The organism is Nitrososphaerales archaeon (assembly GCA_032906765.1).
Classification (GTDB): Archaea; Thermoproteota; Nitrososphaeria; order Nitrososphaerales; family Gagatemarchaeaceae; genus DASPPF01.
Genome location: JAJTZB010000005.1, coordinates 52,189 through 74,071, shown reverse-complemented (window position 1 = coordinate 74,071; position 21,883 = coordinate 52,189). Strand labels below are relative to the sequence as shown.

The 21,883-nt window shown below is 56.4% G+C and carries 24 protein-coding genes and 2 tRNA genes; 11 read left to right on the top strand and 15 right to left on the bottom strand.

The features are described 5' to 3' along the window. Positions 1-282, bottom strand: a complete 282-nt coding sequence (locus LYZ69_06665; GenBank protein MDV3278131.1) for a hypothetical protein — start codon at positions 280-282, stop codon at positions 1-3. Positions 283-384: 102 nt separating this feature from the next. Between LYZ69_06665 and LYZ69_06660 the strand changes: the two genes are divergently transcribed. Further along, positions 385-696 carry a winged helix-turn-helix domain-containing protein gene (locus LYZ69_06660; protein ID MDV3278130.1) on the top strand — a complete coding sequence of 104 codons (312 nt, stop codon included), beginning with the start codon at positions 385-387 and terminating at the stop codon, positions 694-696. A 190-nt stretch (positions 697-886) separates the two neighbouring features. Here LYZ69_06660 and LYZ69_06655 read toward each other — a convergent pair whose 3' ends face one another. Beyond that, complete coding sequence (locus tag LYZ69_06655; GenBank protein MDV3278129.1) at positions 887-1,060, bottom strand: hypothetical protein; 174 nt, start codon at positions 1,058-1,060, stop codon at positions 887-889. Between the two features lie 189 nt (positions 1,061-1,249). Here LYZ69_06655 and LYZ69_06650 point away from each other — a divergent pair, with 189 nt between their 5' ends. Both LYZ69_06650 and LYZ69_06645 read left to right on the top strand, forming a co-directional pair. Then, positions 1,250-1,540: a hypothetical protein gene (locus LYZ69_06650; protein ID MDV3278128.1), complete on the top strand. Its 291-nt coding sequence runs from the start codon at positions 1,250-1,252 to the stop codon at positions 1,538-1,540. A gap of 2 nt (positions 1,541-1,542) precedes the next feature. Then, positions 1,543-2,289, top strand: a complete 747-nt coding sequence (locus LYZ69_06645) for a hypothetical protein (GenBank protein ID MDV3278127.1) — start codon at positions 1,543-1,545, stop codon at positions 2,287-2,289. A 196-nt stretch (positions 2,290-2,485) separates the two neighbouring features. Here the strand turns inward: LYZ69_06645 and LYZ69_06640 are convergent, their stop codons facing one another. Further along, positions 2,486-3,058, bottom strand: coding sequence for a hypothetical protein (locus tag LYZ69_06640; GenBank protein MDV3278126.1), 573 nt, complete (start codon positions 3,056-3,058; stop codon positions 2,486-2,488). 532 nt (positions 3,059-3,590) lie between these two features. Here LYZ69_06640 and LYZ69_06635 point away from each other — a divergent pair. Together LYZ69_06635 and LYZ69_06630 are read left to right on the top strand one after the other, a co-directional pair. Beyond that, positions 3,591-4,493, top strand: a complete 903-nt coding sequence (locus LYZ69_06635) for a hypothetical protein (protein ID MDV3278125.1) — start codon at positions 3,591-3,593, stop codon at positions 4,491-4,493. 422 nt (positions 4,494-4,915) lie between these two features. After that, complete coding sequence (locus LYZ69_06630; protein MDV3278124.1) at positions 4,916-5,203, top strand: hypothetical protein; 288 nt, start codon at positions 4,916-4,918, stop codon at positions 5,201-5,203. Positions 5,204-5,218: 15 nt separating this feature from the next. On the opposite strand, the gene LYZ69_06625 is transcribed toward LYZ69_06630, so the two are convergent. The 3 genes from LYZ69_06625 to LYZ69_06615 form a co-directional block, all read right to left on the bottom strand. Further along, positions 5,219-7,972 carry a hypothetical protein gene (locus tag LYZ69_06625; GenBank protein MDV3278123.1) on the bottom strand — a complete coding sequence of 918 codons (2,754 nt, stop codon included), beginning with the start codon at positions 7,970-7,972 and terminating at the stop codon, positions 5,219-5,221. Between the two features lie 222 nt (positions 7,973-8,194). Continuing rightward, the gene (locus tag LYZ69_06620; protein MDV3278122.1) at positions 8,195-8,791 is read right to left on the bottom strand and encodes a class I SAM-dependent methyltransferase; all 597 of its coding nucleotides are present in this window, start codon (positions 8,789-8,791) and stop codon (positions 8,195-8,197) included. A gap of 297 nt (positions 8,792-9,088) precedes the next feature. Further along, complete coding sequence (locus LYZ69_06615; GenBank protein ID MDV3278121.1) at positions 9,089-9,637, bottom strand: Fic family protein; 549 nt, start codon at positions 9,635-9,637, stop codon at positions 9,089-9,091. A gap of 797 nt (positions 9,638-10,434) precedes the next feature. Here LYZ69_06615 and LYZ69_06610 point away from each other — a divergent pair. Together LYZ69_06610 and LYZ69_06605 are read left to right on the top strand one after the other, a co-directional pair. Further along, positions 10,435-11,460 carry a prenyltransferase gene (locus LYZ69_06610; protein ID MDV3278120.1) on the top strand — a complete coding sequence of 342 codons (1,026 nt, stop codon included), beginning with the start codon at positions 10,435-10,437 and terminating at the stop codon, positions 11,458-11,460. Between the two features lie 209 nt (positions 11,461-11,669). After that, complete coding sequence (locus tag LYZ69_06605) at positions 11,670-12,086, top strand: type II toxin-antitoxin system death-on-curing family toxin (GenBank protein ID MDV3278119.1); 417 nt, start codon at positions 11,670-11,672, stop codon at positions 12,084-12,086. 592 nt (positions 12,087-12,678) lie between these two features. On the opposite strand, the gene LYZ69_06600 is transcribed toward LYZ69_06605, so the two are convergent. Next, complete coding sequence (locus LYZ69_06600) at positions 12,679-12,861, bottom strand: hypothetical protein (GenBank protein MDV3278118.1); 183 nt, start codon at positions 12,859-12,861, stop codon at positions 12,679-12,681. Positions 12,862-12,928: 67 nt separating this feature from the next. Between LYZ69_06600 and LYZ69_06595 the strand changes: the two genes are divergently transcribed. Continuing rightward, positions 12,929-13,456, top strand: a complete 528-nt coding sequence (locus LYZ69_06595; protein MDV3278117.1) for a hypothetical protein — start codon at positions 12,929-12,931, stop codon at positions 13,454-13,456. 8 nt (positions 13,457-13,464) lie between these two features. Here the strand turns inward: LYZ69_06595 and LYZ69_06590 are convergent. Further along, positions 13,465-13,549, bottom strand: a tRNA-Leu gene (locus LYZ69_06590). Positions 13,550-13,638: 89 nt separating this feature from the next. Here LYZ69_06590 and LYZ69_06585 point away from each other — a divergent pair. Further along, a tRNA-Thr gene (locus LYZ69_06585) sits at positions 13,639-13,728 on the top strand. Positions 13,729-13,749: 21 nt separating this feature from the next. On the opposite strand, the gene LYZ69_06580 is transcribed toward LYZ69_06585, so the two are convergent. From LYZ69_06580 to LYZ69_06555, 6 genes are all read right to left on the bottom strand, one after another. Beyond that, positions 13,750-14,337 carry a nitroreductase family protein gene (locus tag LYZ69_06580; GenBank protein ID MDV3278116.1) on the bottom strand — a complete coding sequence of 196 codons (588 nt, stop codon included), beginning with the start codon at positions 14,335-14,337 and terminating at the stop codon, positions 13,750-13,752. Between the two features lie 40 nt (positions 14,338-14,377). Continuing rightward, complete coding sequence (locus LYZ69_06575) at positions 14,378-16,009, bottom strand: molybdopterin-dependent oxidoreductase (GenBank protein MDV3278115.1); 1,632 nt, start codon at positions 16,007-16,009, stop codon at positions 14,378-14,380. Between the two features lie 58 nt (positions 16,010-16,067). Then, a complete protein-coding gene (locus LYZ69_06570) occupies positions 16,068-16,565 on the bottom strand; it encodes a hypothetical protein (protein MDV3278114.1) in 498 nt (165 codons plus the stop codon). 138 nt (positions 16,566-16,703) lie between these two features. Then, positions 16,704-17,048: a Rieske 2Fe-2S domain-containing protein gene (locus tag LYZ69_06565; protein ID MDV3278113.1), complete on the bottom strand. Its 345-nt coding sequence runs from the start codon at positions 17,046-17,048 to the stop codon at positions 16,704-16,706. Between the two features lie 2 nt (positions 17,049-17,050). Then, positions 17,051-18,640: an amino acid permease gene (locus tag LYZ69_06560; GenBank protein ID MDV3278112.1), complete on the bottom strand. Its 1,590-nt coding sequence runs from the start codon at positions 18,638-18,640 to the stop codon at positions 17,051-17,053. 76 nt (positions 18,641-18,716) lie between these two features. Then, the gene (locus tag LYZ69_06555) at positions 18,717-18,854 is read right to left on the bottom strand and encodes a hypothetical protein (GenBank protein ID MDV3278111.1); all 138 of its coding nucleotides are present in this window, start codon (positions 18,852-18,854) and stop codon (positions 18,717-18,719) included. A gap of 307 nt (positions 18,855-19,161) precedes the next feature. Here LYZ69_06555 and LYZ69_06550 point away from each other — a divergent pair, with 307 nt between their 5' ends. Next, entirely contained in the window at positions 19,162-19,509 is a 348-nt protein-coding gene (locus LYZ69_06550) for an iron-sulfur cluster assembly accessory protein (protein MDV3278110.1), read from the top strand. Positions 19,510-19,517: 8 nt separating this feature from the next. On the opposite strand, the gene LYZ69_06545 is transcribed toward LYZ69_06550, so the two are convergent. After that, the gene (locus tag LYZ69_06545) at positions 19,518-20,444 is read right to left on the bottom strand and encodes a hypothetical protein (protein MDV3278109.1); all 927 of its coding nucleotides are present in this window, start codon (positions 20,442-20,444) and stop codon (positions 19,518-19,520) included. A 91-nt stretch (positions 20,445-20,535) separates the two neighbouring features. Here LYZ69_06545 and LYZ69_06540 point away from each other — a divergent pair, with 91 nt between their 5' ends. Continuing rightward, positions 20,536-21,861: a hypothetical protein gene (locus LYZ69_06540; GenBank protein ID MDV3278108.1), complete on the top strand. Its 1,326-nt coding sequence runs from the start codon at positions 20,536-20,538 to the stop codon at positions 21,859-21,861. The last annotated feature ends 22 nt before the right edge of the window (positions 21,862-21,883 follow it).

Here is a 21,883-nt window from a genome sequence, read left to right as displayed (position 1 = left end):
TCACAGTGTTATTCTCAGGAGCGCTGCGACGCCGACCAGCTCGGCCCCGCCCATGATTGACATGAAGGGGACTGCCTCGTCGCCGAAGTATGGAGCCAAGAAGAGGTAGGCACCCGCCGTGCCGGCGCTGTGAATCAGCAGGAGGACGGCGAAGATGAAGAGGCCAAGAGGATACTTCGCCTTGGTCGAGAGCGCGGTCCTGCCGTAGACGTAGGCGAGAACAGTGAACAGGACGGCGTTCACGGTGTATAGGAGGATTGAGAAGACGAGGAGCGGGTTCATTGACCTTCATTCTCGCTGAAGCGGTTTAAGCGTATTTCAGAATCTCGCCAGAATCTGTTCAGTTTCAAGGGCTAAATCGCCGAGGGCACACCCTTGACCCCGTTGCCAGACGACCCTGAGCTCAAGCGAGTTCTCTGGTACGTCCTGGGCGGCTCGAGGGGAGGGGAGAACAGGGCGAGGATAATCAACGAGCTGAGGAAGAGGCCCATGAACATGAACCAGCTGGCAGAGAAGCTCTCGGTAGACTACAGGACGATAATGCACCACGTCGGGGTGCTCGCGTCGAACTCGCTCGTCGTCACCCGCGGGGAGAAGTATGGCGCGATGTACTTCATCAGCCCAAGATTGGAGGCTGGAATCGAAATTCTTGTCGAGGTTTGCAACTCCCTCCGATTCAAATTGGAACCAACATAGCGTTGTAGATGCAAAAAGAGTGGAGTGGTGAATGGGATTTCGGTGACAATCTACGGGTAAATCATTTCGCACGCAACTTTCAATTTGCCATGTACAGGGTTCGTTGCGTCGCGCTCAGTAGGTTATGTGCGCGCGTCGAGCTCGAATTTCAGGAAGTTGCGATAGGCCTGCGCGTTGTGCTATCGCCCTCTCAGTCTGGGGAAGGCTTCACCTCCACGCGCTTCCTCTTCAGCACGTAGGTAATCCGATCAGGCTTGCCGAGTGTCTCGAACACTGGCTTCGGAATCGAACACTGCGCTCCCCTATCCTCGCGGTAGTTGACTCCCACCGTGAACTCCGTAGCATCTTTCTGCCACTTTGGCATGGTGGGACGCGTGCTATCTACGTATATAACGCTATGCCTCCACGGTATCTCCGTAGATACCGCTATCCTAATATATCTACGTAGATAATGGTATGCCATGCAACCAGACGAACTCCGCGCAGAAATGGGCGACAGGGAATACTTCGAGAGACTCGGAGCCCTACAGAGCTGGCGTGAAGGAATGGACAAATGAATCCCGCATCCGACTTCCGAGAGGCGAGGGACGAATCAATCGTCCACGAGTCAAGATGGGTTCGCAGGGTAGACGGGTTCTCCTACAAAGTCCGCGACAGAGGGAAGGTCATGCACGGGCTGAAGCGGATGGATACACCCATTCTGAAGGGGGTGCAGATATACCACAACTACATCCGACGGCATGAAGGGCTGAAGGGGGAGACCCCCGCAGATAAGGCTGGAATCAGGGTCGAGGGCGAGGACAAGTGGAGAACGCTGATACAGAATGCTTCGAGGAAGGGCTAAAGATGATGGATGATCGAGGGCTAACCATCGTGAGTCCTGCACATCCTGTAAAGGGGAAGCGAAGGCAAGGAGGGAGGACAACCTCTGACCTTACCTTCTCGGCTTATGTGGGGAATAACGACGAGGTATTCCCGAAGATTCTGAAGCTGTTTGTGCCTCAGGGTTCGGTGGTGGCAGATGTGACATACGGGAAGGGGGTCTTCTGGAGGCAGGTTCCAAAAGGCGCTTACAAGCTCAGGGCGACAGATATCGAAACGGGAGTTGATTGTCGTAACTTGCCCTATGAAGACGGCGCGATTGATTGTCTGGTCTTAGACCCGCCATACATGGAAGGACTCTACCGAAAACAAGCAGAACACTTGGCTGGCTCTGGAAGCCACGTCGCGTTTAGGGAGTATTACTCCAACGGCAAGGCCACACTTGAGGAAGGTCCCAAGTGGCACGATGCAGTGACCGCCCTCTACTTCAAGGCTGGCGCTGCAGCCAACAGGGTGTTACGGAAGGATGGCATCTTGATTGTAAAATGCCAAGATGAGGTGAGCGCGAACAAGCAACATCTTACCCATGTCCAGATCATCAACAAATACGAGAGCATGGGATTTGTTACCGAGGACTTGTTCGTCGTGGTCAGAACCAACAAACCGAGCGTCAGCAGGATAGTGAAGCAACGTCATGCGAGAAAGAACCACTCATACTTTCTTGTCTTTAGGAAGGTCGCTTCGATCAAAAATCAGAATCGCGTCGAATGACCACTTGTTCTTGTAGATAATACTCCCTCTTGTCCAGAAGCATTCCACAAAGGCATCTGCCCCGCTCTTCTCGAAGGCACTATCTATGATTCTTCGTCTTTTGTCTCTTCCCACCTTAGGCATCCTGAACTTAACGAGTTGGTGGATTTGGCCTCCGACTTTACGAGTAGATACTACCCGATAGAATTTCCCGTAGTCAGGTTTTGCCTCTTTTCTCCCCAATTATCTCATCAAGCAGATGATAAGGCTCAGGTTCGTATGGTTCCTCAAGAGGCCAAGAGACATCCATCAAGGTTGCAAGCAGATACTTCCTTTGTCGGGGCGGGTATTTCTTGAACGTAGATCGTGGCAAATCCTTGTTGCGGGCGAATGCGAATCTCCATTCACGCCCAAACTCGAACAAGTTAACGGCGAGGAGGTCGAATCCGCCGATCACTAAGCAGGTCGTTTCGAGGGTGCTACCGTTTGGCAACCTCACATTTCTTTTGTCGCTTGCATCGCATTGGAACTTTCCAGTCCATGTCTCACCATCGGACTTGACGCTATTGGACTGGAGCGATTTGACTTGGACGGTGATGGGATGACCCCCGTAGGTCACCACGAGATCGCTCTTGTGTTCCCTGTCATGATCGCTGAACCTCCCGACTTCGGTTATTCTCGGGTCGGAGAACCACATCTTCTTGACCTTGTATTCGGCCAAGAACCCTGAGATGATTCCCCTTAGGCTTGGTCGTTCATTGATTATCTCCTCAAGCTCGCTCAGAGTCAACCCCCATTCTTCGAAGATTCCCAGAGTGGATGCACCCCCGTGAGAGGCCGATTCCTCTCATTTCAGCTTATAGAAGGGAGTCAAGAACGACCCGAGCTGACGAGAGTTAATGGGAACCTGAATCTGCCTCGGATGACGCTAAGTTACCAGAGCCTTCCGGAGACTCTTCGGTTTATCTAGCGCCGCGCTCTCGGTGAGCTTTCAGTTTAGTACAGGCGCGAGCGACAGTGGACTTCGAACCAAGCTTGACAATGCCTGACCGGACAGATGGGCCGGAAGGGATTCGATACGTTCTTGGTGCTGGAAGCAGTATCGAGATTCGTTAGTTCAAGTCTCCTTCGACGTAAACCGAGTCGGAAGACTGGTATTCCTTCCAATCCCTTGCAAGCCTTCGGTAACGATACAACATGTGTTGGCTTGAGAGCCTCGACAAAAACCTGTGATTGACAATCAGTGAATTAACTTATAGTACATTGCTGATGGGACGAGCGTGAACTAGGTTGCAGACTCGGTATTCGCCCGGCTCAAAGAGGTGAGAACCATCGGCATCAGTTGGGTCTTCTATGCCCTGTTGGCGCTCTTTGCTCTAGACACTCTGGGCCTCTTCCTGCCTCTGCCGGTGTTCGGGGGCTTGGGAGTGACGTCAAGCGTCGGGCTCGGCTCCGCCATTCTGATAGGATTGTTTCTCTACGTGTCGTACGAATCTGCAAAGGCAGAGGCTAATGACGAAGATGTTCTGAGGCTGATGTCGAAGATTGAGAAGGGGATGTCGGATATGGGAGGGAGAGTCGAGGAACTCGGGGCGAAGGTATCAACCATTCAGGTAGCAGTCGCAGGCAATGAGAAGACCCTGGTCAGGATAAGCGACATAGAATCAGAGGTCGAAAGAAAACTGGGAGAGGTGGAGGAGAGGGTGTCAAAGATCGAGGGCGGAGTGACGGGCCTTGGAGAGGCGCTCTCAAGAATCGAGGCGACAGAGTCGGAGATTCATGGGAAGCTGGAGGGCGTGGGAGTGAGGGTTTCGAAGGCAGAGGAGGGTCTGAACGAATTACAGGAGAAAATCACTGAGGTGGAGGAGACGACTTCGGGGATAGACAGAAAGGTGGTGGGTCTGGAGAAGAGCTCGTCTGAGATAGAGAGAAGGGTAGCCCTAGTCGCAAAGATTCAGGAAAGGATTTCGAAGATTGAACGGAGCGTCTCCAAGATTGAAGGGAGCCTCTCCAGGATTGCGAAGACGGAGCGCAAGATTTCGAGGATTGAGAAGAGCGTGTCCAAGATTGAGGCAAAAGTTTCCAAGGCGGTGAGGCCGGGTGCTAAGCGTGCTTCAAAAGCTCGCAGGAGGAGGCCGAGGAGGGCTGAAAAGACCGAGGGTGAACCTGTCCCTGGAGAGGCACCGACGGTGGAAGAGGGCTCACAAGAACCCACACCTCAATGAAAGACGATTCAGCAGCCGGTACTGAATCTACTCTCGAAGTTCGCCTTCAGTCCTGCACCATGAATGAGCAGGACGTGTTCCTGGGTTCCGACTGCGGGCCCGACTGGAGTCGAAACGTACAGGTGTCCAGGTGTGGGTCCCAACTTTGGCGGAAGGCGGGCCCGAAGGGACTTGGACCCATGCACTGCGAGCTTTGGTTTGCCATATGCTCGAAAGATTCCGTCGGCTACCAGCCTCGTGGACCTCATTTCGGATGGACTTGGATTGAGCATGGGCGTCCATCTCAGTCGCTGACTGTGGATTTCACTCTTTCTGACGATGTCGGGCTGGTTCCCTCGCTTCAGAGAGCATGCCAAAGCCTCCCATCATTAAGGAGAGGAAAGGAAGAAGAGGAACCTCCTCCCGACAGTGGCGACAGCGCGATGAGCGAAGAGCAGTTTCGTCAATGGGTGAACAAGAGGTCGCGCCTGCCTCTCGCAGTCAGGGGGCACTCGTTCGTGATGAGGGATGACGAAATCGTCCTGGTCGACAGGGGGAAGTTCGTCTACGAGGAGGCGTTGCAGCTGGTGAAAATGCTGAACTCGAGAAACCCGTTCGCGCAGATCAACGCCAGCGTCATGATCTGGGAGCGGAACGGAACTCTTCGAGTAATCGTCTTGGCGCTCATAGCGCTCATCCTCGCGGTCGTCATACTGCTTGCCAGGCGCTAGCCAGGTTCCTAGCCGCTATGGTTTGATGGTGACGTAGTACAGCTCGGTCACGCCTTGGGCCGGAACTCTGAACACGCCGTAGTTGAGGTTCCCCGAGCTGTCCGCCCAAGCGTAGACTGTGTTGCCGACGCTTCCCTTCCCATAGTTCTGAAACAGACTGGCAACCAGAGCGACTGTTTGGTTCGCCCCCGCACCGCTGAAGGATATAGTGCCCACATTGACCCAGACCGTCGGGTTGACAGACGTGACGTTCGCCAGGCTGTAGCCCTGCGATGCGATCAGGCTCGTCACCTCGCGGATCATTGTTCCCCTGTCTACGCTGAGCACTTCCGTTTGGTTCTTGCTCAGGCCCAGGCTCTGAAACGCCGCCACGGCGTTGGCGCCGACTCCCACCGTGCCCGTGTTCGGGTTGACCGCGGTCATGAAGGGGAGCTGGGTGACCACCCCGGACGTCCCAGGATTGGTGTAGACTGCCACGAAGTAGGTGAGCTGTCCTCCGACCGAGTAAAGAAGGTAGGAACCAAACCGGTAGTTGGGGAGGAGAGTCAGCTGCGTCCTCACCTGGCTGTTAGTGGTGAGCGCATTTTCTGCGGCCGAGGGGCCGATTATCAGCGCGGACGCTGACGGGTTCTGGTAGAGAAAGATCTGTCCGAGTTTGTCCCCGCCGTAGGCTATGTAAAGCGCGCCAAGGTTCTTGCTCACCACGCCCTGGTACTGAACGAGCTGCAAACCGACAAAGTACGTCTCGTTACCCACGGCAAACGGTATGTACTGCACCGTATTGTTGGTCGGGCGCTCGTAGTACTGTGTGCCTGACCTGAAGACGAACGGGTCGCTCACGTGGAAGATGAAGTTGTAGTCCAGTTGGCCTGCGACGGTAGGGGTTCCGAGAAGCTGCTCGGGATACCTCAGCTGGGGCACCAGCCAGGAGGGAGGAGAGGTCCAGCTGCTGTAGTAGCTCTGGTAGTACTTCGTGAGGAAGTCAGAGCTGTTGGTGGCCCCCATCAGGTTGGAGACCGTATAGCCCTGCATCGTCCCGTCCTGGATATTGACGAGGACAACGCCGAAGAATCTGAGGTACGGGCTGGCGGCGAAACCCGACTGGAGCGGGTAGTCAATGTACACTTGCGCCGCGTAGTAGAGGTTCTTCCCGTCCGATACCAGGTAGGCCGATGGGTCGATGGTGAGGCCGGGGATGAGTATGTCCCCGACTCTCGAGAAGATGTTTCTGTTCCAGAGCATGTCTATAGATTGGCCTGAAAAGGCGAAGCCGAGCTGTCCCTCGGCGAAGGTGAACCACATGGTCTTCTGCCACCCGCTCAGCAAGTAATCGGACGTTCCAGGATAGGAGACTTTCTGGACCTCGTCATAGCCGGGGACGTGCACGTACACGTTCTGGCCGAACCCCGCTCCCTCACCGTAGTAGATCAGGGGTTCCGAAGGGATCCCGAAGGCACTGGTCGTAGGTATCACGGACCCGTTGTGGGTGTTTATCACGAGGACTTTGGCTGCATGTGTGTAGATGAGGTGCTCGCTTATCCAGTCAGTCGACGGGAAGGTGGGGGTCGTCGGAGAAACCCAGTACTCCGTGTTGTGGTAGAAGACAATCTCTGAACTCGCGAGGCCCATCCAGTTGTAGGCCCCGATTTCCTTCGTATTCGTCACCGCGGCCGCCTGCTGGTCCCACTGCCTGACGAGGTTGAGGGTTGTAGAGGGGTTGCTCGTGGGCAGGTTGGTGGCGTTGCTTACATTGATGCCGTTCAGGCCCGCGGACCACCTCGTCACCGTTATCTGTTTCTGCGACTGGGGGTACCACTGATACGCCAGATAGTTGTTGTTCCAGTTGAAGAAGAGGTACGCGCCTGCCCCTGCCTGTATCACGAACATGAAGGCGAGCGCGACTGCGACCCCCTTGAAGAGGTTCGACCTCGGTACCTGGACGTTCCTTCTTGAAACGTAGAGGATGCCCACCAAAGCGAGGACGAACGAAGTCCAGAACAGCCCGTACACGTAGGGAGTGGCTATGTTCATCAGCCAGTATGGGGCTCCGAGTATTATCTCGAAGATGACCGCAGCGGCTATGGCGAGCATGTTCCTCAGCCACACGTCGCTCCTCCTTGTCGTCAGGTTAGCGGCGAGACGGAGAGCCATCCTCGCGGTAAAGACCACGAGAAAGGCAGAGGCGGCGTATGAGAGCACGTTGTATTGAATCGACATCGACGGCATGAGCCCAACGAGCTCCTGCCCTGAGGCGGGGACCAGCGGAAGGACGAAGACCCTCGGCACGCTTCCCCAGCTCCCGAGGCCCGTCGTCAGCATCATTATCGAGTTCATCGTCTCGCCCAGGAAGGCGAAGGCGTGCGTAGCCACGAACGCGTAGAATCCGATTGCCCACTTGAGCGTCTGCCAGAGGGCCCATAGCCAGACGTTCATCCCGCCTTTGCCCTTCGGCTCCGTCTCCTGCTCGGGGTTGTAGGGCCTGGCGTACCTACCGACCGCACCGATGAACCGCCGAAGGTCGCTCCCTCCCACCTTCGGATAGACCAGCAGGAGCGAGAAGAGGGCGGCCGCGACAAAGAGGTCGCCGTGGTAGAACGTTATGCCGAACCAGTCGAGCCCGGCCTTGGCCGAGTACACCGATTCTGCGATCGACCATTGGAGTATCACCCAGACAACGGAGAGGACAACCATTACGGCGATGAGGCCCAGGAGTACCCAGGCGAGCCTCCTGCCGAGCCTAAATCGACCTTCGGATTCATCGGAGCCCATTCATTCGGAACGGCAAGAGGCAGTGCTATTTACGCTTGGTATGGGGGTCGAAGATTGTGCTCTATCAATGAGTTACTTCGCCATTCAAGTAGTGTTCTGTTCCGTCAGTTAGGTTGGTGCGGGGGGTGGGAGTTTGACCCAGCATGTTGCGGAATTCCGGCGCCAAACTTGGCCGATTCACATTTCGAGTAGCGGATTTGAAGGTCCAACCCATGCGTCTGGTTACAGACTTGGGAACCTTTCTTTCATCATGCGCTTGAAAGTTCGCTTGTCATAACGATATTCTCTATCCGTGTCCAGCTCTCGGTAAAATTCGTCCATCGAGGCCTTCCTGAAGAGTACTCTTGACATCCAGAGAGAAACATCCCTCGTCTTCCGGAAGGGCATCTCCATGAGATAGAAAGGATAATCCGCTGCCGTCGGCAGGACTCCGACGAGAGGGAGGAAAAGGCTGACAAGCCTGCAGCCGGTCCTCAGTTTCCTCTCGAAAAATTCGACGTCCTCTTCAATCTCCCCAAGACCTGAATACACGACCGTTGCATCATCCAGGTCCGACTCCATGAAGTCCTCATTCCGGATTTCTATCCGGTCGGCCAATCCCAGTTCTTGAATGGATTCTGTCGTCTTGGCCGCCCGACCCTTGTGTAGCTCGATTCCAACTGCCTTTTTCAAGCCAAACTCAGTAACTGCAGCAATGCAGAGCCGACCTCGCCCGCATCCGAGGTCATAGAATACATCCCCCTTCGACGCCCGCGCGAGACGCAGTATTTTCCGAATATATCTGTCGCTTTGATAGTCTTCGGGACCCAGCCGGTACATCGTCTACTCTAACTGCTCGCCGCTTAGTCCACCAAATAAACTAACGTGCAGGAGATTGCGATTCTACCCTCGGGTGAAATGTCTTACAGAGTGAGAATGGATTGTCTGTTAGTCGGATGATCGCAATCAGGAAAACACTACCAGGAAATCATCGAATCTTGGTGCGGGGGGCGGGATTCGCGCATTAATTTACTGGCAAGAATCGCGAGGGAACAAAGGGGTGGGTCCGGGGGCTTGGGCCTGTAAGCAAAAGCACTCTGGCGTCAGTAGCAAGTTCACATGTGCCGTACCGGAGAATCATTCCACGATGCCCCTGAGCCTTCCGTACTCTTTCAACAACAGTTCGATTGTTGGTCTGATGTCTCCCCTCACCTGATACTCCTTCAACGCATGATAGTACTGCCCACGGTTCCGCAGGTCGATGTTCACCGGCGGGAGACCATGTTTGAGTAAGACGTTGATCAGTAGGAGTCTGCCGACCCTTCCGTTACCGTCTTTGAAAGGATGAATGGCCTCGAACTGGTTATGGACCACGGCCGCTAAGACGAGCGGTTGATAGGAGCCCTTGTTCGCCTCGTACCACCTCACGAGTCGCCGGAGTAGAGGAACGACCTGTGTCGAAGGAGCTCCCCTGTGGACAACGTTGCCGAGTGGGTCAACGACAGAAACCTCTACGCCCTTCTGTCTGAATTTCCCGGCAAACTCCTTCGAATTCCCGAACACGATTTTGTGTAGCTCTTTGATGAGAAGAATCGAAACGTGTTCCGAGGTGTTCCGAATGTATTCCACCGCTTCCGCGACGCCTAAGGTTTCGGCTATCTCTTGTTTCGGCCGGTCAGGCCACATGCCTCCCGCGAGCACCGCCTTGACCTCGTCGCCAGTAACTGTGGAACCTTCGATTGCGTTGGTATTGTAAGCAAAAGCCTCGGTGAACCTTTGCCAGCCCTCCTCGCTCAAATGGACCATCCTGATCTTGGCATCGGAAGCCAGACCGCGCAGCTCCACAGTTTCGTAACTGTCTAGGCTAACCGTGTACGGGTCGCGAATCTGCTTGAGCGCATCTGCTTGGTTCTTGAGACGGACGCGTGCGGTCTTCAACCGGTTCCGCAGTTCCTCGCTCGAAAGGTCGTACCCGAGGAACACCCTTACCTTTTCTGGCCTGCCCGCTCGTCTGTACGAATGAGCCAGATAGTATTTCTTCCTTCCACTCAACAACCGGACTTCGACATTCATCCTCTGCGTATAGGTGACTACACGCACTTAAGGTTATCAATCTGGTGACTACGCCCTAATAAGTCGCTGACCGCTGGGTGACTACGTGGATCCGTGTCGGATTGGGCAGATGGTAGGCTAGGCGGGAATCAGACCCGAAATTGTTTCGGCTTACCAGTAGATTATCGGATTCTGGTGCGTGGGGTGGGACCCGGATTATGCACGCTGTGTTCAAGGCGAGACCTTTCTGAGCCCAGATTGCAGTGTGGTCACCGGGACGAGAACACAATTCATTGTGCCGAAAGGGCAAAGTTTCCGCTCCTAGACGATAGCAGATGGTCTTGCAAGAATGCATGAAGACCTGCGTGTGAGCCGCTGGCGTTCTCTCGCTTCTTAAATACGAACTTGACCTGAGAGAAGGGCGTCAGTCGATGGGCACCCTCGGGACCTGGTACTCGATTCTGAACGGGACCTACAACCCGAAGACCCAGCCCGTCCAAGGCCTTGACGCTCTCAGCCGCTGGCTAGTCGCCACCAGGTCGGTCGTCTTCGTCATGACTGTCAACTCTGTGATAATTGGGACCCTGCTTGCTGTCACCGCCGTGGGCGTGACGTCCGTTCTGCTTCCATACTTCATACTTCTTGCGCTCGGCCTGACCTTTGCGCACGCCACCAGCAACCTGTTCAACGACTACTGGGACGCAAAGCACGGCATTGACACCACCGAGGGCTACTTCAGACCCGCCTATCTCCCGCACCCATCCATCTCCGGCATGATGAGCCAGAAGGGCCTCTTCTCCCTCGGCCTGGTCCACCTTGTCGCCATGGTTGCCATCGCATCATACTTTGTCGTGGTCAGGGGCCCACTCGTCATCCTCTTCGCTGGTCTCGGCGTGGTATCCCTGACGCTCTATGCGGGAGGCCCGAAGCCGCTCAAGCGCATCGGCCTCGGCGAGCCGGCCGTCTTCCTTGTCTGGGGGCCGCTGATGGTCGGCGGAAGCTACTACGTCCTCACTGGCGCGCTGCCCGCCTGGATCATCATAGCCTCCATACCATACGCCGTCTCCGTCACCACTGTGCTGTTCGGAAAGCACATCGACAAGATAGACTACGACGCCAAAATCGGAGTGAAGACTCTCCCGGTGATCCTTGGCGAGAAGACCACGAAAAGCGTCCTGAAGGCGCTAATTGTCATCGCCTACGCGGCAGTGGTCGGACTGGTGCTCATCAGGCTACTGCCCGTCTGGTCGCTTCTCAGCCTCCTCGCACTGCCGAAGGCCAATCAGCTCTTCCGCAATCTCTCCGAGCCGAAGCCCAATGAGCCTCCGGCGGGGTACGTCATGTGGCCCATCTGGTACCTTGGTTTCGTCTTCGCGCACAACAGGCGGTTCGGGACGCTCTTCGTCTTTGGGCTGCTGCTTGGCGTTCTCTTCCCCTACTACCTGCCGCTGGCCTAGACTCGACTTCACGTAGGGATTCAAAGTGTGGGGTAGCCGGGAATACAACTCTAGAATGAAGCGCGGGGGCAGGAATAGGGACCTTCGGGTTCAAATCTGCTCCAGCCCAACGTGGCCGAGGGTTCGAATCTCGTTCCCCTGAACCTCTTGGAGAAGTCCCTACAAGCACCGGGAACCGCTTAAAGCAGAAGCCTAGAATCAGGTAGGCGTTGCGGAGAAAGAAGATTCGGCACCCAGACTTCGCCACGCTCGTCATGATAAACAAGGAGGTTGTTTCACTGACAGGAGAACTCCATGAGCACACTGAGTACGATGATGAGAGGCTGAGGGATTTGGTGAGGGAAGTAGCGTCCGTGGCGAACGACGTTGATTTCGAGGAGGCGGTGATTCAGGAGGCATCCCTGTTGGTCTACCGGATTGCCAGCGGGCAGCACTTCCACGAGGGCAACAAGAGGACCGCCCTGGTGGCTGGGGCTGCGTTCCTCAAGATGAATGGCTATACCATCGCCCTAACAGACGAAGAGCTTGTTCGGGTCGCTGACAAGGCAGGAGTTGCAGGAGCAACCTTAAATGAAGTTCACGACGTGATGAAGAGACTGGTCAAGAATGTCACAGAGCGAACGTAGGAAGTGGGAGGAAACGGTCAAGGAGATCGTGGAATCCAACAGGGACTTCTTGATCTACATCGGCTCTGAAAGCAGAGCGAAGCTCCAAGCCTGAGCCGGAGTCGATAGATTCCGCGCGGGCCAGAAGGCGTCCGTATCAATTTCGCAGAAGTCATATTCGAAATCAAAAGTTCGAATCTCTGAGATTCAGGACAGGAGGGATGGACAAGAAACAATGTGATGGGAAGCCGGGTGGGGGACTATCTGCTTCATCCAACCATGAGATGCGATTATTGGTGCAGGGGGTGGGATTCGCTGACACATAAGTGGATTAGAATCTTGGCCTAGAAGCGGCAATTCAACCTAGCATACTTGGCGGAAGTTATGTCCTTATTAGCATCTGACTAGGAGATGGGCGGTTTGTGAGAACCAAGAGAGTAATCGTTGCTGTCGGGGTTGCCTTTCTGGTTCTGATCGGTCTGGGCGCGGTTGGGAGCCTGTTACTTCCTGCTCAAAATCAACCGACAACAAATTCATCAACGTCCTCGGCTTCGGAGTCATCGTCGTTCGCATCATCAGAGTTCTCCAGCACCGCTTCCTCTCCGTCAACATCTCAGCCATCGAGCTCCTCTTCCAGCATGACGAGTTCATCCTCTTCTACCACAACGTCAACTGCGCCCATCACATCATCAAGTTCCTCAATTTCGACGACCTCAGTTTCAGGCGTCACACTTGAAGACATAATTGCTGGAAAATCCCCGAGCGCCACGGACAAACAGGGGACAGGAGGTGTCATTGTCACAGTCCACAACCTGCTGGTTCTATACGTTCGTGATGAAAGCGATGGGGATTGGCATGTTGCGGTGACTGACGGGCAGGTCAGCGTGTTCATCACGGAAATTACGCCAACCTACCAATCCACGGTCAGCAAACCATCGGTGGGTTCAACCATAGACGAGACAGGGGTTCCCTACTGCGACACTTATCACCAGTCCGAGAGTTGGCATGGAGACACTTGCTGGGAAATTCATCCTGTAACTTCATGGGCAATCTCCTCAGAAACCACTGTCACCTACACTTCGACTCAAACTGCCTACGGTCTCAATGTCTCAATTTCATATGCGAACAACCCGATCTCACGAGGTTCGACCCAGACCATCTATGTAGGGGTAAGCGATTCTGATGGTCCTGTCTCCAACACCCAAGTGTCAATCCATGTGCTTTATGCCTCGGGTCAGACGACCAAGGACTTCGTTTGCGTGACCAATCCTGATGGTTCGTGTTCGGCTTCATGGACAATCGGCGGCAACTCAACGCCAGGAACTTTCCAGGCAACTGTGACGGTTGAAGGGATAGTCTTCCATTCTTCCTTTGAAGTGACTACTGCCTAAAGACCAAGTGCGGGGGGTGGGATTTGAACCCACGAACCCCTAAGGGATGGGAGCCTCAGTCCCACGCCTTTGACCATGCTGGGCGACCCCCGCGCGCAATCGACAGCCCGTCTTCGGGAATCCTAAAACCCTTTTGTGGGGGAACAAGGATTTAACGCCCGTCTTGCGCTGGCTTGCTTCGTGCCGGCGTAGCTCAGCCTGGTAGAGCACTCCACTATGGGCTCAGTTGCCTCGTAAGCAAGGGGCCGCGAGATCGATGCTCGCCGCCGGCTCTCCTCACCTTTCCGTGGGAATTACCATCTCTCGTAGTGGACAACGTCTCCGACAGGTCGCCTTCCCCGCTTGAGCGACGGTGAGCGCTTGTCCTTCGCAGGATGGCCTATCGAGATGACGCCGACGGGATGGAAGTGTGGGGGGATTCCCAGCAGGTCCCGCATCGCCTTCGGGTTCGGCACACCCGTAAAGGCGGCCGCCAAGCCAGCGTCCATGGCCGCGAGGAGTATGATCATGCATCCAGCGCCTATGTCGAAGAACCAGTAGGGGGTGGGCCACTCAATCTCCTTCCCGTTGTCGAGCTTGTCGGGCTCGTTGTACCTGTCATGATAGAGCTTCTCGCTCACACACGCAACTATGTCGAGAGGCGCCTCTGAAATCCACTTGTGGAAGCCGCCGGCCGCGTACTCCTTCTCGCCTTGAATCTCGGCTACGTTCCTCTTCATCTCGGGCCTAGTCACAACGACGTAAGCGCTCCCTTGGCTGAAGCCGGCGCTCGGTGCGTGCTGGGCCAGCTGCAGGATGCGGCCGACGGTCTTAGCGGAGACCGGTCCACCAGTGAAGTGCCTGACCATCCGGCGGCGGAGGACAGCCTTCTCGAACTCCAACCCGCCGAGAGGCGAAAGCGCCGCTTGTTAGTGTTATGGGTCAGTCGGCGACGTTGATTGTCACGAAAGCGTAGCCGGTCGCGCCGTTGGGGAAGGTGTCGGAGACGTCCGAGGTCTGGGGCTGTCCGTTCCCGTCGGTGGCGCGCACGTAGATGAAGGCCTCGCCCTTGGTCGGGGGGCTCCACTCGTAAGCCCAGAGCGCCCACGTCAGGTTCGACAGGGGTTTCTTCAGTTGGGCCTGCTGCCACGTCTTGCCGTCGTCGAAGCTCAACTCGACCTTAGAAATGCCCCTGTCGCCCGCGAACGCGTAACCTGCCAGGAGTATCGAGCCTCCGCCATTGGATACGCTCACTTGGCTCCCTGTCTCGGGTATCACTATGAAGGCGACCGTGTTCACCTCCGCGTCGTTCGTCCACCCGCGCGTCTGCCAGTAGCCAAGGTAGTCAGAGCCCAGGATGGATATCCGATTGACCCACTTCGCGCTCATCATGCCGTATAGGCCGGGGATGACGCCACGCAGGGGGTAGCCGTGCTTCACGGGCAGAGGCTGGTCGTTCATCCCGTATGCGATGATGCTGTCGGGCAACATCGCCCTCTCTAGCGGTATCCCCACGCTGTATCCGTCGACTGAATAGAACACGACGTACTGCGCGCCTGCCTTCACGCTGCCTGCATCCGCGAAGAGGTCCGAGAGCTTCACCCCCTTCCAGTTCGCGTTGCTGATCAGGGCCCCGTTGATCTGGTTGCTGACGCACTCCAGAGTGGTGTACCGACTTGACACAGGCAACGCCTGGATGTCCTGCAGGCCGTACTTCTTGGGAGCGTTGACGAGCCCGTCGACAGCCAGCGACCAGCCTGCGACGTCGACGGCTGGGTCTATGATGTCAATGGCGACCCTGTAGAAGCTGTCGTTGGGCGTTACCTCCGAGTCGACCAACAGCTTCAGTCGCGGGTCGCTGAATATCGCGGGAGAGTTCTGGAGGTCTATAGGAAGGCTGCCGCCCGAAGGCTGAATCTGACTCGAGAAGATGGACCCGAGGTTCGACAGGCCGAGCAAACCAGCAATGACCGCGAGGAAACCTATCGTTCCCTTCTCAATGAACTCCCTTCTCGTTTTGCCGAAGACGGGAGCAGGACCGGCGGCCATGGGAGATGGGGCGCGGAATTCCGCTTTGAACCTCGGCGCGAGTACGAGGGCAAAGACCCCTTGGACGAGCAGAAGAGTCAGCGGATAGGTCCAGATGCTCGACGCGGTTGCGGAGGCGACGGAACTGCCGAAGAGGGAGCCACCGGTCAGTGGGAAGAGCACGATCCCGAATAGGACCCACGGCATGAGCGACAGGGAGAGGAGAACCTCGAAGGACGACAGCGGCAGCGACTTCAACCTAGGTGCCACATATCTATCGAACAGTACGAACAGGACCCCGTAGACAGCCGCCGCGATGACGGTTGCGACACCGAGGCCAAGCTCCCCTGCCAGCTCTCCGAAGTGCTGGACCATGGGCTCTTCAATCGAGGCTGGAACAACGCTGATGAACGCGGCAATGGCCGACTCGGGAGGGAAGGGGGCGAGGCTCTCGATCCTGAGGAAGAAATTGAAAGCCAGGGCGGCCAACCCAGCGACGAAGCCTGCGTAGAACAGCGACCAGGCCCTCTTCCGAGTATTCTGCAAACGGATTGAAGACGTTCGATTCCGCTTTAAAAAATGCGCGCTGCCTCAGACGGCCTCTTCAGGACGTCCCGAAGGTCAGGCCGAGGTCCCTGAGCCACTTCCTGTAGGCGACCGCGATTCTGTCCGAGCGGAGGTGGAGTTCTGCCTGAAGGTCGAGCGGGAGCAGCTCCGGCCTCTGAGACTCGACGACGGGAACGTCCTGTCCCGTTATCTTGTCCTGATACGCGCGGAGCTCCGCGTCTGGAACGTCACGGGCGTAGTCGAGGGCTATACACATCCAGCCAACGCAGTTGGTGTCGTCCACCGGTGTGACGTTCAGCTGGATGGCGAAGTTGCCCTCGTTAGTGCTCTTCAGGAAGTAGGCGGTGAATGGTCTGAGCACCCTGTAGGTGTAGTTCACGTTCTTTCCCTTGCCGGTTCCGTCCGGGTCGGGCTGCCAGACCCTCACGTTCCTTGTCACGACCCCCTCATCGCTGGTCTCGACCTCGTAGTCTTCTATCTCGGGGTGGGCCTGGTCGCCGAGGAGGCCTGCGTGGACGAATGGGAAGTGGGCCACATCGAGGAAGTTCTCGACTGCCCTCGTTGCGCTTGCGTGATAGGTGTAGGGTCCGCAGAAGATCTTCCTGTAGCGCGGGTCGTCCCACTCCTTGAATCCAGGGATTCCTCTAGAGGGTTCGCCGAGGCTGACCCAGACCTACCCGTACTTCTCGTGGGAACTGTACGTCTTGACATGGGCTGTAGGCGGTGGTTTCTGTACGGGGTGGGCTGGGAAACGGACGCATTGCCCTTCCGAGTTGTAGGTCCAGCCGTGATAGGAACATGTGAGCATCCCTTCGTTGAACCAGCCAAGTGAAAGCTTGGAACCTCTGTGGACGCACAGGTCCTTCCAGACTTTGGCCTTCCCTCCCGTGCGCCATAGTACGAGGTCCTCCCCGAGAACCCTCGCCTTCGAGATTTCTCTCTCCCGCAGGGAGGAGGAGTGCGCGACGACGTGCCAGTCGTTGAAGACGATCGGGTCTATCTGTAGCGGAGAGCTCATCGCTACTCTGGCGGCACTTCTTTGTACGCCAGGGATATGTCTACTCCCCTGCGCTTGTTGTAGGCCTTCGAGGCGAAGTAGATCACGGCTCCCGACACAACCGAGAGCCCGATGAACGTGAACGTCAGGCTGTTCAGCGACCAGACACCGGGGTTGGCGAGGAACTGGTACGAGAGGAACCCGAACACGAAGAAGTTGATGATTCCGGCTGCAACGAGTATCGCCTTGATTCCGCCCTTCTCCTTCCTGACGCCCCAAACGGCGGCCGCGAGGCCGACGAACATGAAGTAGACCATGGAGGCCAGTATCGCTCCGAAGAGGCTCGCAGTACCGGCGTAGTAGAACGCGGCCAGAGCCACCAGGATGACTGTCAGGATGAGAGAGATTCCCAACGCTGTGACAGGCGACCCGAACCTCGGGCTCACGTTCGAAATTCTTGAGGGGAGGAATCTGTCGAAGGACTGAGCGAGCAGGTACCTCGATATCACTATCACTCCGTAGGCGAGGACGCTGACGTTCGAGAGTATCCACCCGAGCCCTATCAGGCCGGCGACGATGTTGTTGTTGGAGACACCCATCGCGAGCGTCCAGAAGTTGAAGGAGTAGTTGAAGACGAGCGTAGGGTTGGCGTAGGCCGCGTTGGTGAACGCCTGTCCCGCCACGTAGTACATCACTCCGATGGAACTTGTCAAGAAGACGAAGACGAGTATGGAGGAGATCGGGACGTTCCACCTGAGCGCTGACTTACCTTTGATCTCGCTCGCGACAGCAGGAGAGGCATTGAGCCACGGGTAGACGAAAGCTGCCATCAGGGGGAGCAGGAAGAGCGTGTTGCCGAAGCTGAAGGAGCCTCCCGGATACTGGCTCGAGATGACACTGAAGGTCTTCGTCCCGTTTATCGCCATGTACCCGTTGTTGATGAAGTTCTGGACGCCCGTCGTGCCTGCGCCCAGAAGGACCGCCATGGCAAGGATGAGAGCGAAGAACCCGAAAATCGTGAGAATGGAGACTAGCCTGTACCCGCCCTTCGGCTTCACGATGTTGATCCCTATCAACGCAGCGAAGATCAGGGCCCCCACCAGGAACTGGCCAACGGGCAGCGCGCCAGGCACGTTGCTCGGGACTGCAAGGCCAAGGAGCGTCGGGTCGAACGTGAAGAAGAGGCCAACAGAACCTACCGCGAAGACTGTTGAGAGGACGATGAGCGCTAGATACGCTGTCGTCTCCATCGTGTAACCCATGAAGGAAAAGATGCTACCCGCAGCGCCTCCGAACACCCTCGAGACCCACACATAGTCGCCGCCGGTTCGAGGAAGTCTCCGCGTCATTATCGTATAGACAGCAATCTGGGGGAAGGAGACAACGAACGCGATTACCGAGAGGAGGACGAGGTTCACGCCTGCCATGTCAGCGCCAGAGAAGAACATGGGGACCAAGCCGGCGATGCCGATGACGCCGAGGAGGGCGCCCACCGACATGTTGCTCATGTTCATTGCGATGCTGTCGAAGAAGGATACGTTCTTGACGAGCCCAGTGCTCTCCCTCACGAAGACCTTCGGGGGTGCTGTCTGGGTCTGCTCAGACTTCGCCAAGATGAATGTCAAAACTCCTAGTCTATATAATCGTGCATTAACACTATCTTGTTAAAGTCGACGGTAGGTGAGAATTCTAGTAGCCTATCTCGGAACTCGGCCGGAGGTGGCGCATAGACTTGATTCTGCCGCACTTCTTGCACTTGTACATGCCCCTCCCGCGTGGGTTGTACGTCCGCGTGTCGACCACAAGTTCGTGTTCTGTGCGGGCCATGCACCTCTCGCACCACCTGTACTCAACCATTGGCAGGCTGGATTGTGAAGCTGCCCGAACAAAAGTCTTGTCGTGAACGGCCGCTCTTTCGACCGATGGTAGACCTCATTAGCGCGGGGATTGTCCTCACTCTTGTTGGAGTGGACATTTTTGTGGCGGAAGCAACGGCCCCAGCTTGTCTTCCTGTCAGTTCTCCTCGGAATCGTCATGGTTGCATTCGTGACCCTCTGGGCGTGGAGATTCTACGCTCGAAGTCGGTCTGACTGAAGAAATGTATAAATACGCACAACATACGTTATAGAAAAGAATGCAAAAGTTGCAACCACTCGTGAACATAACCCCCGTTGCAGCCGAGAAGCTGAACCAGGTGCTCGAGTCGGAGAAGGCGGCTGACTCTTACCTGAAGATTGAGGTCTACGAGGGCGCTGGTTGCGCTTGCAGTGGAGGATACAGGTACTCGCTCAGCCTTGAGAAGCAGCCAGGACCGGCGGACGTGGTTGAAGAGGTGGGCGCTCTGAAGGTCATGGTCGAGAAGACCAACGAGACCCTGATTAGAGGATCGAAGATAGACTACTTCGAGAGCCTGCAGAGGTCTGGGTTCAAAATCGAGAACCCGAACGTGCACGCCGAGGCCTGTGGCTGCGGCGGCCACTGATACGGACTTCAGTAGATCATAGAGTCGCTCAGCTTCAGCTTTTTCTTCGACCTCATGATGTACGGAGTGGCTACTCCCCTCGACCGAGCCTCCTTGAGAATACTTGTCTGGACGAAGAAGGCAGCGTGGAAGACCGACTCGAACTCGTTCCCGCCCTTGACGGGCATGAGATTCTGACCGAACCCCTCCCGTCCAAGTGCAGAGGCGAGCTTCCTGCCGATGCCAGCGGGGTCGAAGGCTGTGAAGATGTTTACTGTGTCCCTTGGCCGCAGCGAGAACAGGTTAGCGTGGCCGAATTCCTCCAGCAGCTCTGCGTCCGCTTTGTCGCCGAACAGCTCGAATGTCTTCAGTGCTGAGTAGAGCGCGATGGCGTGCGCAGGCCCGTTCCCGAGGAAGTAGGTCGTCCCCCCTTTGGAGAAAACCACATTTGACGACGCCTTGGCAAGGGAGAGCAACCGGGCGAAGCCACATGTGAAGGGTTCGCAGGCAAGCTTGACTGCTGCGAGGAGCGATAGCGTAAAGGAGAGCGTGCCAGGCGTCCTAGGCACATACGAGTACGGTATCTCGATGGTCTCTCGAGTTGCTTTCGAGAGGGGGCTTGCTGGGTTCGCGGTTATCGCAGTACTGCCAAAGGCAATCCCCTTCACAGCCTTCGCTGCTGCTATGTTCGACTTCGTCCTTCCGGAGGTTGAGATGAAGTAGACTTCCTTGCCCCTTGCGAAGTCCGGAGACGCGAGGAGCGCGTAAGGGTCCAGCGCGAGCGACCGCCCACGGGAGAGATACTGGGCTGCGATCGAGCAAGCATACGAGTCTCCAGCGCCGACGAATAGCGACCCTGGCCTGGCCATCCTCATCCTTCGTCTCATCAACTCGTCGAGGGCTCGGGGCTGGACCTCGATTTCGCTCGCAATCGCTTCCAGCTTGGTAGTGGGCACTCCCATGATTTCGCGGCGAGGCGATTTAAGAGGATGGATGGGTCGCTGCTGACTAATCCTTAAGAGCGCAAGACGCCGACAGCGTGTTGCGTTGAAGTACACCGAAGGTTCCAAGAGGGTCTTTCTGAACACGGGGACTAGATTCCCTCGCGAATTAATCTGGGCGATGGGCCTGATTAAGCTCTCAGCAGCGAAATCGAACGTCTCTCTCGGCCTGCTCGACAGGAAGACGGGTCAGGTTATCCAGTCCAAGGCGAGGCAGTTGATGAAGGGATCCCACGACGACAAGGTCACTGTGGACGTCTTCCAAACTGGCTCGGGGACCGGGCTGAACATGAACGCAAACGAATTGATAGCGGAACTGGCGTCCTCTGAGCTCGGCAAGAAGGTTCATCCGAACGACCACGTCAACATGAGCCAGTCGTCCAACGACGTCGGCCCCACCGCTGTTAGGGTCGCGGCCGTGCACGCCGTTCGCGAGAAGTTGCTTCCGGCTATGGGAAAGATGTCGAAGAGCCTCGGAGCCGTCTCGAGGAAGACTGCAACTGTCTACAAGTCGGGAAGGACCCATCTCCGTGACGCCCTCCCTGTGACCATGGGCCAGGAGTTTGGAGCCTATGCCGACGCCTTCAGAAGGGATTCGAGGCTAATCACTGAATGCACACGGTACCTTCTGGAGCTGCCGATCGGCGGGACAGCTGTGGGTACGGGCCTGAACGCAGATCCGAGGTTTGGTGCAATGGTTGCGAGAGAGATTGCCAGAGAGACTGGGGTTGGATTCTCTTCGGCGAAGAACAAGTTCAGGGCCACGAGGCTTCTTACGGACGTCGCTTCGCTCAGCTCAGCCCTCAGAACAGTCTCGCTCGACCTTTACAGACTCTGCCAGGACCTGAGGCTGATGTTCTCGGGCCCAATGACGGGGCTTGGAGAGATTGACCTGCCCACCCAAGAGGAGGTAGCAGGCAGCAGTATCATGCCGGGGAAGACGAATCCCGTCACTGTCGAGAGCGCCCTGCTTGCGTGCGCAGAGGTGGTTGGTCTCGACGGCGCGAACCACGCTGCCGCTTCCCTCGGCGAGTTCGAGCTCTCGATGGGAGTGCCCTTGATTGGTTACAACGTCGTTCTTCAGGCCAGCCTGCTCTCGGAGGCCCTGAACAAGGTTGCTTCGCTTGCAATCGACCACATAGTGCCTCTCAAGGACAGGAGCAGGGGGTATGCCGAGAGCAGTCCAGCGCTGATCACTGTGATCTCTCCAAAGATAGGTTATGACAAGGCAACGGTTTTGGGCAAGCGGCTGGCCAAAGGCGCGTCGATTAGGACTGCGCTGAAGGAACTCGGATTCAATCAGAAGGAGATAGACTCGATCCTTGACCTCAAGAGTCTAGTAAGGCCAGGAATACCCGCCAGGAAGCTCTGACGCCAGCCGCAAGCGAGAGGAG

Excerpts from the sequence above, each read along its gene's own strand:
- LYZ69_06650 (MDV3278128.1), top strand. The coding sequence starts at position 1,250 with ATGAATCCCGCATCCGACTTCCGAGAGGCGAGGGACGAATCAATCGTC.
- LYZ69_06630 (MDV3278124.1), top strand. The coding sequence starts at position 4,916 with ATGAGCGAAGAGCAGTTTCGTCAATGGGTGAACAAGAGGTCGCGCCTG.
- LYZ69_06555 (MDV3278111.1), bottom strand. The coding sequence starts at position 18,854 with ATGGCCCGCACAGAACACGAACTTGTGGTCGACACGCGGACGTACAAC.
- LYZ69_06565 (MDV3278113.1), bottom strand. The coding sequence starts at position 17,048 with ATGAGCTCTCCGCTACAGATAGACCCGATCGTCTTCAACGACTGGCAC.
- LYZ69_06610 (MDV3278120.1), top strand. The coding sequence starts at position 10,435 with ATGGGCACCCTCGGGACCTGGTACTCGATTCTGAACGGGACCTACAAC.
- LYZ69_06645 (MDV3278127.1), top strand. The coding sequence starts at position 1,543 with ATGATGGATGATCGAGGGCTAACCATCGTGAGTCCTGCACATCCTGTA.
- LYZ69_06665 (MDV3278131.1), bottom strand. The coding sequence starts at position 282 with ATGAACCCGCTCCTCGTCTTCTCAATCCTCCTATACACCGTGAACGCC.
- LYZ69_06655 (MDV3278129.1), bottom strand. The coding sequence starts at position 1,060 with ATGCCAAAGTGGCAGAAAGATGCTACGGAGTTCACGGTGGGAGTCAAC.
- LYZ69_06615 (MDV3278121.1), bottom strand. The coding sequence starts at position 9,637 with ATGTGGCCTGACCGGCCGAAACAAGAGATAGCCGAAACCTTAGGCGTC.
- LYZ69_06600 (MDV3278118.1), bottom strand. The coding sequence starts at position 12,861 with ATGACACCTCCTGTCCCCTGTTTGTCCGTGGCGCTCGGGGATTTTCCA.
- LYZ69_06625 (MDV3278123.1), bottom strand. The coding sequence starts at position 7,972 with ATGGGCTCCGATGAATCCGAAGGTCGATTTAGGCTCGGCAGGAGGCTC.
- LYZ69_06550 (MDV3278110.1), top strand. The coding sequence starts at position 19,162 with ATGCAAAAGTTGCAACCACTCGTGAACATAACCCCCGTTGCAGCCGAG.
- LYZ69_06620 (MDV3278122.1), bottom strand. The coding sequence starts at position 8,791 with ATGTACCGGCTGGGTCCCGAAGACTATCAAAGCGACAGATATATTCGG.